The following is a 14840-nucleotide window of genomic DNA, read 5'->3' on the forward strand; positions in this document are numbered from 1 at the left end:
ACCCCTGGAGAAGTTTCACTGAGGGTTTTGCAAGCTAGTGGGAAAGGTGACGCTCTCACTAAGTTGAATAGGAATCTCCCGTTAATGTATTGTCAAAAACAGTAAACCAGCGAGGGTAAACATGATGATTCTGCCTGGATCAATAGTTAGGGTTAAAAATCCCGCAGACACCTATTATCGCTACGAAGGACTTGTACAACGTGTCAGTGACGGCAAGGTAGCTGTGCTGTTTGAAGGTGGTAACTGGGATAAATTAATTACCTTTCGCTTATCAGAATTGGAACCCGTAGAACTCAATGCCGGCAGATAAGGTTTAAGTGAACTAAGATGCGTCTACCACTACCACAGTTTACCACAGGCGATCGCCAGCCCCGGCATATTGCGGAGGTGATAGAAACTAGTTCTACTGAATTTCTTGCCCAGTGCTTGGAAGCGGAAGACTTAAGTGTTCCCGCCATGCCGCCTTTTGGTAGTTGGGTTTGTGCCGTGGATGAAGAGTCAGGCAATCAGATTTATGCTGTGGTGTATCTTGCTACCACCACTCCCATAGATTCCGTACATCGCGCTGTGGCCTTGGGGTTGTCTTTGCAGGACTTACGCGAGGAACAGCCCCAAATTTTTGCCATGTTGAAAACTGAATTTCGGGCGGTTATTGTGGGGTTTAAGCATTCGTCCCGGACTCTAGGGCTAAACCAAGGCCTATATCAGTATTTACCACCCCGTCCTCCGCAAATTCATCAAGCTGTTTATCTGTGTGAATCAGAAACCATCATCAAATTCACCGAAGAACTAGATTTTTTACGGACATTGCTTTCTCTAACTAGCGCCCCAGTAGAGTCATTAACAGCAGCAGCCATCCGCCATGTTTACCAATTACGCCAAGCTGACCGACAGTGGCTGATCAAAGCTGGGCGTACTCTCAGTATTTTGTTAAAAGACGATTATGATCGATTAAGGTTTATTTTAAGTCAAATCCATCCTTAGATTACCTAAAACGACTTGAAAAAACCAAAGTATGTAACCAAAGGTCAAGATGTGATCCAGTGAGTATCAGCGTTAAAGCGCACATATAAAAAGCTAAGTAGTAAAAATCCTAAATCCAAGTAAAGGCAGGTTGACCAAAAAACGAGACCTGAGCCAATGGGTTTAGACATGGGGATGAGTCGGTAGCGACTGAAGTCGCTACCGACCGAGAATATTATATAGCTTGACTTGTTGCGAAGGTTGCAGCTAATATTCTAAGAAAAGTAGCGATCAAGCTAGGTTTAGACCTAAGCCGAATCAGTAGGGTGTCTTTGATCACCATTGAAAGTTCATTTGTGGACTCTTCAAGAATCCCCCGGCTTCTAGCCGTCGGGAGTATCAAAGATATCATTGGAGTTAACATTACGTGGAAGTCCCCACCCTTAAAGTACTCGTAGGGTGGGGATAGGGAACGGGCAAAATGAGGATTGCATACCTGACTAATATTAACCGCAAGGTTGAATAGGGAATGGTATGTATGAGGAATCGCCAATTAATCCGGTGGGAGCTTCTTTATTAAACACCCACTTCAGTTGTAATATTAAAGTAGGGAAATAACAAATGGTGTCCCAATAGGGACAGACCATAATCTTTTAGTTTTTTGAATTTTTCGCCAGGGTGGATTTTACGTTAATTAATCATTTTGAGTTGATTGCCTGGTAGGTAATCACAAATTCGGCGTAACCCCTTAAAGTCTAAATCCATGGAACTAATATCACAAGTTCTGCTCACCGATAGCTTGCGTGGCGTAGCCATACCAACTACTCAGGTTATCGGCGAGGAAGCAATTGTGACCTTTGCTGTTTTGCTGGTGGTCATCTTAGTTATACCCATCCTCTTTGAGCGATTGAGACTACCAGGATTTATCGGCTTAGTCTTATCTGGGTTAGTACTCGGTCCATCAGGGTGGAATCTCTTGCACACAGAATCAGGGGTTATGAAGCCATTATCAGACATTGCCTTACTTTACTTGATGTTTGTAGCTGGTTTAGAACTGGAACTGAAGCATTTCCAACGCCAGAAACAACGCTCATTAGGGTTTGGTATCCTTACCTTTAGTTTTCCCCTACTCATGGGAATCTTGGTAGGACAGATTTTTGATTTTCAATGGAACACCTCGATTTTAATCGGCTCCTTATTAGGTTCCTATACCCTTGTGGCATATCCCATGATCACTCGTCTGGGGATGATAAATAATGAAGCTGTCAGTATCACCGTGGGAGCAGCCACTTTTACCAACCTCAGCGCTGTACTGGTATTAGCTGTTTGTATAGCGACCCCTGACCCGGAGTTATTCAGCTGGGCGTCACTAATGCGCTTGTTGATCTGGTTGAGTATTTACACCATCCTCATTGTAGTTGGTTTAAGCATTCTGGGTAAAGAATTTTTCCGCCAATTTAGAGACGACGAGGGTAATCAGTTTTTATTTGTGTTACTCAGTGTATTTCTGGCTGCGCTGGGTGCTCAATTGATAGGAGTGGAAACAATTGTCGGAGCCTTTTTAGCAGGTTTGGCGGTGAATGCAGCCTTGGGTGAGGGGCCAGTTAAAGAAAAGGTGATATTTATTGGTAGTGTCTTATTTATTCCCATTTTCTTGATTAATTTTGGCTCAATTATTGATTTAACTGCCTTAATTACCAGTATTACCACCCTGGAATTAACACTTGTGATTGTAGTCAGTTTAATCAGCAGCAAATTCATAGCAGCTTTATTCACAAAACTGCTTTACGGCTACAACTGGGGGGAAATATTGACTATGTGGTCATTGTCAATACCTCAGATGGGGATAACTTTAGCAGCCACTTTAGTGGGATATCGGGCTGGGTTGCTCTCAGAAGCAGTATTAAACAGTGTCCTTGTTTTAATGATCGTTACCTCGATCTTAGGTTCATGGATAACCAGTCAGACAACTGTAGCCTTAGTCTCTACCCCCGTTCCTACATCAACCGCAACTCTATCTAAAGAGAAAACAGAAGCAAAACACAGTTGTATGACCATAGTTGTACCTGTGTGTAATCCTCATACTCAGCAGTATTTAATTGAAATGGCAGGATTATTAGCAAATCAAGCTCAAGGTAAAATTGTACCATTGGCCATTGCTACTGCTACCGGTAATATGGATGCACCGCATTTAGAAACTGCTCTGCGCCGCAGTGAGCGGTTATTAGCAAAAGCTAGAGCACAAAGTCGACTCTTGGGAGTAAAAGCAGAACCATTACTGAGAATTGATGATGCTTTTGCTTCGGGTATTAGTAGAGCAGCTCGGGAACAAAAAGCTAATTTAATCATCATGGGTTGGGGTAACCGCACTGGGTTGAGAGCGCGTTTATTTGGCAATGTAATTGATAATGTCCTGTGGTCATGTCATTGTCCGGTAGTAGTGACCCGTCTGGTGGACTCGCCAAAGAAAATTCAACGCATCTTAGTACCCTTAGAAGATTTAACAGCATCATCATTGCCACCTGTACAATTTGCCCAGATGTTGGCTGAGGCTAATCAGAACGCCATAGTTACCGTACTGAATGTATGCACTCGTCCAGCTTTTAATTGCGGTCTGTTATGGCGGACTCATAACCGCAGCAGTATGGCTAACGCCACGCTATCGCTATCAGAGAAAATCGCCAACCGGCGATCGCACCTAGCCTCATTAATATCTCAACTAGCTGTACCTATTCCCCCAGAAATTCAAATTATCGTTCATGAAAATGCTGCCCAAGCGATTTTACAGGCAGCACGATTATATGATTTAGTAGTATTACCTTTTATACGAAATCGTACAAGTCCCGGAGGGTTAGCTATTAGTGATGTCACCAGCCAGTTAGCTGGAGAACTTACCTGCTCTATTGTCATGCTGGGAACACCACAACAGAGTCAAGGGGGAGTGTTACAGTCCCAGATTTCCCGGTCGACCTCTGTCCTATAGAAAAACGGTGTCTCTATATTTTTCCGGTAAATCAGTTGATATGAGCAGATGTTTTGATTGTGTCCTCAACCGTTGATTGAAGGCGGCAAGAGAGTGATATTTGATCATTGAAGATTTGATGAATTATCAGACCAATCAGACCATCTGATGGGGCTGTTTGCTATCTTTATACTATGAATTATTCAGCAGTAAAGTTTAAAATTGACAAAATTCAGTTTATACTGCTCTTGTATAAAAATGTTTCTTTCAAGTTACATTTGTTGGTTCGATATTTATTTGCGCACGGAAACCGGATGATTTCATCCTCAGTTCCAGGGTAACTACAAATATTTGTAAACTTTCTGTAAAACTATGAGAATTTTGGTTACGGGCGGCGCTGGATTTATTGGTTCTCATCTGATTGACAGATTAATGTCAGCAGGCCATGAGGTTATTTGTTTGGATAACTTTTATACAGGTCGTAAAAGTAATATCCTCAAATGGATGAATAATCCATATTTTGAGGTGATTCGTCATGATATCACAGAGCCAATTCGCTTAGAAGTCGATCAAATATATCATCTAGCCTGTCCAGCTTCTCCAGTACATTACCAGTACAACCCGGTAAAAACTGTAAAAACTAATGTGATGGGGACATTAAATATGTTGGGACTAGCTAAACGTGTTAAGGCCAGATTCTTTTTAGCCTCAACCAGCGAAGTGTATGGTGACCCCGAAGTTCATCCCCAAACAGAAGAGTATTGGGGTAATGTTAATCCCATCGGCATTCGTTCATGTTACGACGAAGGCAAACGCATTGCTGAAACTTTAACATTTGATTACTACAGACAAAATAAAGTCGATATTCGCGTGGTGCGGATTTTCAATACTTATGGTCCGAGAATGTTAGAAAACGATGGTCGAGTAGTCAGTAATTTTATTGTTCAAGCCTTACGGGGTATTCCTTTAACTGTGTATGGTGATGGTTCCCAAACTCGGAGTTTCTGCTATGTTTCCGACTTGGTGGAGGGATTTATCCGCTTAATGAATAGTGACTATGTTGGTCCGGTGAATTTGGGTAACCCTGGGGAATACACGATTCTAGAATTGGCGCAAACTATACAAAATATGGTTAACCCAGATGTGGAAATTCACTACGAGCCTTTACCATCTGATGATCCGCGTCGTCGCCGAACCTGATATTACTAAAGCGAAAACCTTGTTAGATTGGTCACCTACTGTCCCGCTGCAAGAGGGGTTAAAGCTGACAGTGGCAGATTTCTGCGAGCGGATAAAATACGGTACTTAAATATCAGCTTTTTGCGGTATTTACTGTTGTGCTTAATTAGCCTGTAGGCTAAATATGTTCCTATTCGTTATTTTGCATTATCGGTGCTTCCGAAATTAATGTAATATTTTAACGATTTTTTTCAAGGCTAACCCCAAAAAACGAGGAGTTAAACTCAATGCGTGTTTGCGTAATTGGTACTGGTTACGTTGGTTTGGTGACGGGCGCTTGCTTGGCCCGTATCGGCCATGATGTAATTTGTGTCGATAATAATGAAGAAAAAGTTAAGTTAATGAAATCGGGACAGTCCCCATTTTTGAACCGGGACTCTCGGAAATTATGCAGTCTGCTATTCGAGAGGAGAAAATTCACTTTACTACAGATATTGCCGCCGGAGTAGCCCATGGTGAGATTCTGTTTATTGCTGTGGGAACACCACCCTTACCTACTGGTGAAAGTGATACCCGTTATGTGGAAGCTGTCGCTCATAGCATTGGCGCGAATCTCAACGGTGGTTATAAGGTAATTGTCAATAAGTCTACAGTACCCATTGGTTCTGGTGACTGGGTGCGGATGATTGTTTTAGATGGTATTGCAGAACGTCAAAAAACACTTATACCCAACCGTGGGTTGGCTGTCCAGGAGAAATTACCTGAGTTTGATGTTGTCAGCAATCCAGAGTTCTTACGTGAAGGTTCGGCAGTATATGATACTTTTAATCCTGATCGCATTGTCTTGGGGGGTAATAGTCAAAGAGCGATCGCTTTAATGCAAGAATTATATATTCCCATTGTCGAACGCCAGTACGCTGTAGATAAATCTTTACCTCCTGTGCCGGTGCTGACCACAGACCTGAGTTCGGCAGAAATGATCAAATACGCTGCTAACGCCTTTTTAGCTACCAAAATCAGTTTTATTAACGAAGTTGCTAATATCTGCGATCGCGTCGGTGCTGATGTTACCCAAGTAGCAAAAGGCATAGGTCTAGACTCCCGGATTGGTCACAAGTTTTTAAACGCTGGTATTGGTTGGGGTGGTTCCTGCTTCCCCAAAGATGTGGCCGCACTGATTCACACTGCTGATGATTATGGCTACGAAGCCCAAATTATGAAAGCTGCTGTTAGTGTAAATGAACGCCAACGCTTAATCGCTTTAGAAAAACTCCAACAAGCCTTAAAAATCCTCAAAGGTAAAACTGTGGGACTTTTGGGTTTGACCTTCAAGCCAGATACAGATGATATGCGCGACGCTCCAGCACTCAACCTCATTGAGCACCTCAACCGACTGGGCGCAAAAGTCAAAGCCTATGACCCCATTGTTTCCCAAACAGGTATACGTGATGGTTTAACCGGTGTACTAGTAGAAACCGACGCCGAAAGGTTAGCTGATGGCTGCGACGCTTTAGTATTGGTGACTGAATGGCAACAGTTCAGTAGTCTAGATTATGCTAAAATGGCGCAATTAATGAACCATGCGGTAATTATAGATGGTCGTAACTTCCTTGACCCTGACACTATGGTGAGGGCTGGTTTCCAATATATAGGCGTGGGAAGATAGAGATCCCGGACTTCTGTATGGATACTCAAGGGTTGGGAATTTATGAAAGAAGTCCGGGAGCTAATTAACGGTGGTGTAACTAAGGATTACGAGGTATACGTTCTATTTCTGCATATCCACTAAAGATTAACTTTTTACCTTCAGTTTCTAAACGATTCAGCCGCATTTTTACACCATCAAGGTCAAAGCGATCTAAGTCAACCATATTATCTAAAATTTCTGCGAATGCTATCCCCAATACTTGGGACACTTCTCGTTGTGCTACAGGTACTGTATCCAGTTCAATTTTAGGGTCTTTAAAAGAAATCCGTCGCCGTCTTTCCACGGCGACAGCCATGGTCATACATAGGGGTATGAGTTCCCCATTATTTAAATCTGCCTTAGCCATCATTCGCAGACGATTTTCTGCCAACAGTTCTACTTGAATATTAGTGAATGTTACCGGTTCACCGCCAGATATTGCCGTCAAGGAGGGTATGGTAAGGTTCACCAGATGCTGTGTTACTAGTTTGGCATTGAAGGCTTGGTTAATGCCAGCTTCTGATAATACTACGTGAGCGATCGCTTGAGTAGGCTGCCTGAGCTTGAGCTTACCACTCATAACCGCGCCGAAGTCAATGGCAACAGCATCCGTTTCAAAGGACATTTCCTCTACCAAGAAATCTTTGCGAATCACCAACCCGCGACCGCTCATTTTAAAGCTGTCAATACTACCTTGCAAGAGTTTGCTGGAGGGATAGCAGCGTACAAAGACTTCTACTGACTCGCTTTGGGTAAACAAGTGGCGAATCGTTTGGCTAGCGACTGTGTTAAGCATTCGCTCTCCCCAATCTGTACCTTGAGAATCTTTTAAACCAGTAAGTCCGCCGAACATGAAGTTTTGGGTCTCTAGAAGTTCTTTATACTTTTGTAACAAATTGTGAACAATACAGCAAGCGATCCCCCATTGTTTCTACCTTTAGTTAGGTAATCTTGTTAGGGGTGAAAGAAGAACCCCACACCCTCACCTCATCCCCTCAAGAGAGGAGGGAGAATCATAGAAGTTTTGTGAAGATTTTCAACTGTAAAGGTGTTTTTGATGATAGCTTAAACCTTGTGTTTATAAACACTCAAACTATACTGTTAGTAATTAAACTATAGCATTTACCATGCTCGTGAGGTACATTTTTTTTAGTTTGAGGGAACAGGGAACAGGGAACAGGGAATAGGGAATAGGGAATTGGTGTGTACTTCATGAGCCTGAAAAAGGCTTTATCAAGTGGGATGAAAACCCTAACATTTCCCCCCAATGATAGTGATAGCGTGGTTAGTCGCTAAATTAAGTCAAAATCGCCCCACCCATTAACCGCTCATAGCGATACTTCAACTCAGCTTTCATCAACACCCAACGATCCAAAGTTGCATCCATCTCGATTACCTTCTCCGCAGCTTGTCTAGCTAACAGTAAAACCTCCTCATCTTCCACCAAGCTGGCTAAAGTAAAATCTGCTACACCAGATTGACGAGTTCCCAGCACTTCCCCCGGTCCGCGTAACCGCATATCCATCTCCGCGATAAAAAAGCCATCTTGGGACTGTTCCAACACCTTTAACCGTTGTTGAGCATCAGGACTGCGAGAACTACTCATTAACAAACAAAAAGACTTCGCCGCCCCCCGACCCACACGCCCCCGTAATTGGTGCAGTTGTGACAAGCCAAATCTCTCGGCATTTTCTATGAGCATAACGGTTGCATTAGGGACATCGACACCCACTTCTACAACGGTGGTAGAAACTAAAATCTGGGTTTGTCGATCGCGGAATTTAGTAATTGCTGCCTCCTTTTGTGCCGCACTCATGCGACCATGCAACAATCCCACCTGAAACTCTGGGAAAACAGTTTCCTGTAACTTTTGATGATCCTCCACCGCCGAACGCAAATCTAACTTTTCCGACTCTTCCACAAGTGGTAAAACTATATACACCTGTCTTCCTTGGGCAACTTCCCTGCGGATTAAATCATAAGCTTGGCGGCGTTGTTGACCCGTTAATACAGTAGTCTGAATTTTTTGCCGTCCCGGTGGTAACTCATCAATCTGACTAACATTCATATCCCCATGTATAGTTAACGCCAAAGTCCGAGGAATGGGGGTCGCCGTCATAGTTAACACATGGGGTTGCTCACCTTTTTGCTGTAACAGCGCCCTTTGTTTCACCCCAAAACGGTGCTGTTCATCAATTACCACCAGCCCCAGGTGCTGGAAGTTAACAGTATCTTGAATTAAGGCGTGAGTACCCACCAACAGAGGTAATTCACCGGTTCCTAGCTGCGAGTGAATTTCCCGGCGTTTAGGAATTTTAGTGGAACCTGTGAGTAATTCTACTGGTAAATGCAACAAGTTAAACCAGCTAACTAACTTACGATAATGCTGTTCTGCTAAAACCTCCGTAGGAGCCATTAACGCAGCTTGATAGCCAGACTGAATCGCCGCCAAGATAGCAATTACCGCCACCACAGTTTTACCCGAACCCACATCCCCCTGTACTAAACGATTCATGGGTGTGGATTGTTGTAAATCCTTGAGAATATCATTAATTACCCGTTGCTGCGCCCCTGTGAGTTGAAAAGGCAAAATTTCCGAGAACTTCTCAATTAGCTGACCTTTAGGGGCGATAATAGCACTAGTTTGGATAGCCTTAGCTTGCTGCTGACGTTGTAGTAAGCCCAGTTGCAGGTAGAAAAATTCATCAAAAACTAGACGACGACGGGCAACTTGTAAACTGGCACTCTCATCAGGAAAATGGATATTAGCGATCGCATCCTTCAACTCCATTAAACCATACTTTTCCCGTAACCCCTTAGGTAAAGGGTCTTTCAGATTAACCACAGCAGGCAAAGCAGCCCTAACCGCCTGTCTGACAGTATTGGCCACCACACCCTCAGTAAGAGGATAAATGGGCACTACCCGACCAATAGTAAGAGAATCAATGGTATCCCCAGGATGTGCTAATACTTCCAGTTCTGGGTTATCCAGAGTCAAACCATATTTACTTTCCTTCACCAACCCGCAAGCCGCCAAAATACTACCCACAGGGTAGCGGCGTTTTAAACCTTCTTGCCAACCGCGACTAGCAAAACGCGCACCAGCAGCAAAGCGACTAATTTTAATTTCGCCTGTCTGATCCTTGAGGACTAATTCTAAAATGGATAATTTCTTATTTTTGGGGCTAGTAAAACAGTTACAACGCTTGACGCTGGCAATTATGGTGACTGTTTCACCCCCCTGTAAGTCTCGGATATTCACCTGACGACCATAGTCAATGTGGTCACGGGGATAGTAGTAAAGTAAATCACGCACCGTGTACAAATTCAGGGCTGCCAATTTTTCAGCATTGCGGATGCCTATTTCTGGTAAATCACTGAGTTTTTGGTCAATCTTAGGCGCTAACCGCCGAGACACCTCTGCTACAATTGGGGTTTTAGGTTGAGGATTTTGGCTTTGGTATTTCTGCTGTGGCTGTGTGGTAGTTTCCTTTGGTTCTTGCTGTAGTTGGTAGAGATACCGGCGAGTTTCAGCCACTAAGTGCTGTCTTTCCTCTAAGTCCAGATGGGGATAATTAGCAAACCTCGCCGCTAGTTCTTCCCAACGGCTACGTTCTGATCGCGATAGGGTGGTAGTTTGTTCCGTAGATGGCGAAACTGCGGGGAATTTCCCAAAAGTCAAGCACAGAAATTCACTGAAGCGGTATTGTTTGCCCATCAAGTCTGTAAAGCCCTGGTCTGCTTCTATTGCCAAGGCTTTCTGCAATCTTACCCAATCTGGTTGGTCATTGGTCATTGGTCACTGGTCATGGGGAATGGGGTAAATGGGAATATCTCTACTCAAGCCAACTCGCGCGCCATGCAGACTCAGCTTGAGCAACTGAGCGCTCCCGTTGCTTTTTTTGATAATCTCGTCCTACGCTCTGAAGTTGAACTAGAATATGGCGAATTTGTTTACGATCAGATGAAACTTTTGTATCAGCAAATTCCATTTCTGCCAATCGGAGATTAATCGCCATAACCTGTGTGAGTTTTGAGTTTTCCGGACTTTGTTCATTTTCAATTTCCACCACCAAGTTTAACAGGTTGGGTAGCCCTGGTATAACCTGAACAGATGCTTCTGATAGCGATAGCGTGGCATTTGGTTCCATAACCGCCGCAGCTGCTTCTAAAAGAGGTTCCGGTATTTTTTCGGTTATAATAGAAAATTTTTGTAATAAAAGATTTGTCTCACGGGAGATATTTTTCAGTACACCTTGGATGAATTCTTCTATGCTCTCTTGCCATTCTAATATTTCCATGGGGTTGGATAAGTCAGGCGGGGAATTTTTTTTAGTTACATTGCTCATAGGTAAGTCTGATGACTCAGATAACATCTTCCTGACTTCCTCATCTACTTCATCTACTTGATCAGAGCTTATCCCTTGAGCTTGGAGATAAGAACTTAATAACTCTGCACCTTGGGTACCCAAATTGCGGATACCTTGCTGCAACTTTTGGCGCTGATTCAGGGATAAATTGAGAAACTTTTCGGGATACCCTTGAGTACATAGATAGTAACTTGCCAAAATCAACTGCTTGGTGCAAGCTGTTCCCAAACTATGACAATAACTAGCATAAGCATTTTGGAGCGACCTGGCGATCGCCCGGATAGCCTCTTGTAAGGCTGTAATATCCCGTTCAATTAGCTCAATTGCTCTGGTCATATCTTCCTTACTTATCTGTGTACCCTAGGTCGAAACCGCTAACTTCGACAACCCACCACTACCCCAAAAAAACACAGGCCAGTTAATTATCACTGACCTGTCATTACACAACCAAAGAGTTATAAAAATAACTCATAACCACCAGTAAAATTACTTAGCACCCATTTGTGCAGCCACTTCTTCGGCAAAATTACTTTCTTGCTTCTCAATACCTTCACCCAGGATGTAGCGCACAAAGCGACTCACCTTGATAGGTTCCCCTACTTTGCCTTTAACTTGTTTTACCAAGTCTTCCACAGAAATACCCTGGTCGCGAATGAAAGGCTGATCCAACAAAGTCATTTCTTTCAGGCGTTTCTCAATGCGACCTTGAACAATTTTCTCTTTGATGTTATCCGGCTTATTAGCCAAATCATCCCGCCCCATTTCAATCGCCTTTTCCTTTTGAGCAATTTCCGCTGGGATTTCCTCGATGCTAACATACTCAACATTGGGACAAGCAGCCACTTGCATAGCAGCATTCTTCGCCAATGTTTGAAACTCTTCATTTTTAGCTGCTGAATCAGTTTCGGCGTTAAGCTCTACTAAAACCCCAACTCGACCACCAGTGTGAATGTAGCTGTCTACGATACCTTCTTTACCTTCTGGGATGGCAAAATTGATAAAGCGACGTACCTGGATATTTTCACCAAGCTGGGCAATGGTTTGCTTGATAAACTGGTCTACCGTGACGCTTTGATCTTCAAGATAGGGCTGAGTCAATAAAGACTCTACACTATCAGCTGTGGCTGCTTGCTGGGCTAGGTTTTTCACGAGAGCTTTAAACGCTTCGTTACGGGCGACGAAATCGGTTTGGCAGTTAACTTCTATGAGTACACCAACCTCACCACCAGGTTGAATGTAGGTCTCTACTAGACCTTCTGCCGCAATGCGATCGCTTTTTTTCCCTGCCGAAGCAATGCCTTTTTGTCGCAGCCATTCTATAGATTTTTCTATGTCGCCTTCATTTTCCTTGAGGGCTTTTTTGCAGTCCATGATGCCTGCACCAGTTTTTTGGCGTAGCTCTTGGACAAGTTTTGCCGATATTTCCGCCATGTTGCCTTAATTCCTAACTTTACCTTGAGTTGTTATCGCTCACGGGTGTTGAGTATTTCTATCTTACTCAGGGCTGGGGAAGAAAAAGCTGTGAAATCTGATAGAGATGGTGAAAGAAGAACCCCACCCCCATCACCCCCTCCCCTCAAGAGAGGAGGGGGAATCATAATATACTTATTCTCATTAGCATGGCGTTAGCCATACTTGTTTCTTCCCCTTTGAACACTCAGCAACGCCAGATGCTGATTGATGATGATTATTCCTCGTCGTCAGAGGTGGAGTCAGCATCTTCGTACTCCTCGTACTCCTCGTCATACTCAGAACCATCATAATCTTCGTATTCGTCAGTTTCTAGCTGACCGTGACGACCTTCATAAATTGCATCCGCCAATTTGCCAACTATCAGTTTAATTGATCTGATGGCATCATCGTTAGCTGGTATGGGAATATCTACTACGTCTGGGTCGCAGTTTGTATCTAACATAGACACAATAGGCAGTCCCAGTTTTTGGCATTCTTGAACTGCATTATATTCCCGCCGTTGGTCTACAATCACCACCACATCGGGTACTTTCCGCATGTTCTTAATCCCACCCAGGTATTTCTGAAGCTTCACCATCTCGCGACGTAACATAGAAGCTTCTTTTTTGGGTAGTAAATCTAGAGCGCCGTTTTCTTCCCGGCGTTCCAAATCTTTGAGACGGTCTGCTCTGGTTTTGATGGTTGCCCAATTGGTCAGCATTCCACCCAACCAACGCTGATTAATGTAGAAAGAGCCACAACGTGCCGCTTCTTGGGCAACGATTCCGGCTGCTTGGCGTTTTGTCCCCACAAACAGGAATTTCTTACCTTGTTCAGACTGCGATCGCATATAGCTATAAGCATCTTCCATCAACTGGGCAGTTTGCACCAAGTCAATGATGTGTACGCCATTGCGAGAAGTATAAATGTAGGGAGACATTTTTGGGTTCCAACGCCGGGTTTGATGCCCAAAATGTACCCCTGACTCCATCATTTGAGCCAATGAAACTACTGGCATATTTTTTTACTCCTATTCGGGTTAAACCTCCACCCAGTAGTATTTCCCCGGTGAGGAAACACCCGAATTACTGGATGTGCGAGTTTAGACAACCCTCCGAGCATATCACAATAAATGTACTATTTCAACTCAATTTTACTGGTTTCTGACTTGGGCGTAAGCAGCATAAACTCCCTTGACGTTGTACCAATTAAGGAAAATTCGGGCAACTTCCAAGGCTAACTGGGGTTTACCTAAGTTAATTAGCCACCGCAACAAAGGCGCCATAGTCCGCTCATTCAGTAAGCCATTCAGGGAGAGAACACCCCACAGTAAACGATGTAACCAGGTCATTTGAATCATCATTCGCACTTCCCAACAGGGATGCTTTTGATAAAATAAAACTCCCATGCGTCCGCGTTGAATTTCTTGGTCAATCAAACGGGGAATTTGTTCTAAGTTAAATGGTGGATGCCAATGATAGCCCACTGCTGCTGGACATTTAATTAGTTTTAGCCCCAGTTTTTTTAGTCTCACACCTAATTCTAAGTCTTCCCAACCATACAGTTGGAAGCTATTATCGAACATTCCCGCCTTCTCTAGCCAATGCTTGGGGATGGCTACGTTACCTGTAGCAAAAAAAGCCGCAGAAAAATCTGTGATTTTATAGGGTTCAGCCGTGGGTTCATGGAAATTGCAAGTATTAATTACTGCACCATATGTAAAAAAGCGATCTGCTTCCTGTAGCCTTTCCCGATCGCTTCCTAGTTTTTTGCGCCCCTGCACCAGCGCCTCCCCATGGGCTTGCAGAAAATTATTCACCACCACCAAATCACTATCAATAAAAACTATTATATCTCCCCGTGCTTGGGAAATCCCCAAATTTCGAGCCGCCGCCGGTCCGGCGTGGTCTTGCTCAAACCATCGCACATGGGGAAATTCTTCCTTATGTGCTTTCAACCAGTCCAATGTGCCATCAGTAGAGCCATCATCTACTAAAACAACTTCGTATGCACTTGATCCACTCAACTCTTGCACCTCCAAAGCGCGGAGGCACTTTTCTAGAATTGGTCGGCGATTATAGGTTGGTATAACAACACTGAAAAACACAGTCTCACCCACAACAGAATTACCCATCTCCAGGATAAGACAACAATAGACTAGATATTCTAGATACAAGGACAATATACCAGCTGCCCCCTGGCTTTCATCAAAAATAGAGCAGTCATT

Annotated in this window: 9 protein-coding genes and 2 pseudogenes; 5 read left to right on the forward strand and 6 right to left on the reverse strand. The window is 43.7% G+C overall.

Annotation, left to right across the window (positions count from 1 at the left end):
* Window positions 1-124: 124 nt before the first annotated feature.
* The 5 genes and pseudogenes from AC6IZ0_RS07285 to AC6IZ0_RS07305 all read left to right on the forward strand — a co-directional run bounded on the left by AC6IZ0_RS07285 (window position 125) and on the right by AC6IZ0_RS07305 (window position 6770).
* A complete protein-coding gene (locus tag AC6IZ0_RS07285) occupies window positions 125-310 on the forward strand; it encodes an NAD(P)H dehydrogenase subunit NdhS (RefSeq protein WP_497726017.1) in 186 nt (61 codons plus the stop codon).
* Between the two features lie 17 nt (window positions 311-327).
* Window positions 328-984 carry an HAS-barrel domain-containing protein gene (locus AC6IZ0_RS07290; RefSeq protein WP_271733132.1) on the forward strand — a complete coding sequence of 219 codons (657 nt, stop codon included), beginning with the start codon at window positions 328-330 and terminating at the stop codon, window positions 982-984.
* Window positions 985-1726: 742 nt separating this feature from the next.
* Window positions 1727-3946, forward strand: a complete 2220-nt coding sequence (locus AC6IZ0_RS07295; RefSeq protein ID WP_497725612.1) for a cation:proton antiporter domain-containing protein — start codon at window positions 1727-1729, stop codon at window positions 3944-3946.
* A gap of 351 nt (window positions 3947-4297) precedes the next feature.
* Window positions 4298-5234, forward strand: a pseudogene (locus AC6IZ0_RS07300) (UDP-glucuronic acid decarboxylase family protein).
* A gap of 157 nt (window positions 5235-5391) precedes the next feature.
* Window positions 5392-6770: pseudogene (locus tag AC6IZ0_RS07305) on the forward strand (UDP-glucose dehydrogenase family protein).
* Between the two features lie 79 nt (window positions 6771-6849).
* Here AC6IZ0_RS07305 and AC6IZ0_RS07310 read toward each other — a convergent pair.
* The 6 genes from AC6IZ0_RS07310 to AC6IZ0_RS07335 form a co-directional block, all read right to left on the reverse strand.
* On the reverse strand, window positions 6850-7644 hold the full coding sequence (locus AC6IZ0_RS07310; protein ID WP_497725613.1) for an LmeA family phospholipid-binding protein: 795 nt from the start codon (window positions 7642-7644) through the stop codon (window positions 6850-6852).
* A gap of 444 nt (window positions 7645-8088) precedes the next feature.
* Window positions 8089-10587, reverse strand: coding sequence for an ATP-dependent DNA helicase RecG (gene recG, locus AC6IZ0_RS07315; protein WP_497725615.1), 2499 nt, complete (start codon window positions 10585-10587; stop codon window positions 8089-8091).
* Between the two features lie 40 nt (window positions 10588-10627).
* The gene (locus tag AC6IZ0_RS07320) at window positions 10628-11497 is read right to left on the reverse strand and encodes a hypothetical protein (RefSeq protein WP_497725616.1); all 870 of its coding nucleotides are present in this window, start codon (window positions 11495-11497) and stop codon (window positions 10628-10630) included.
* Window positions 11498-11647: 150 nt separating this feature from the next.
* Window positions 11648-12592: a translation elongation factor Ts gene (gene tsf / locus AC6IZ0_RS07325; RefSeq protein WP_497725617.1), complete on the reverse strand. Its 945-nt coding sequence runs from the start codon at window positions 12590-12592 to the stop codon at window positions 11648-11650.
* Between the two features lie 256 nt (window positions 12593-12848).
* Window positions 12849-13631: a 30S ribosomal protein S2 gene (rpsB, locus tag AC6IZ0_RS07330; protein ID WP_497725619.1), complete on the reverse strand. Its 783-nt coding sequence runs from the start codon at window positions 13629-13631 to the stop codon at window positions 12849-12851.
* A 135-nt stretch (window positions 13632-13766) separates the two neighbouring features.
* Window positions 13767-14747, reverse strand: a complete 981-nt coding sequence (locus tag AC6IZ0_RS07335; protein ID WP_271732124.1) for a glycosyltransferase family 2 protein — start codon at window positions 14745-14747, stop codon at window positions 13767-13769.
* Window positions 14748-14840 lie beyond the last annotated feature (93 nt).

Source organism: Anabaenopsis sp. NIES-4685 (assembly GCF_059725405.1).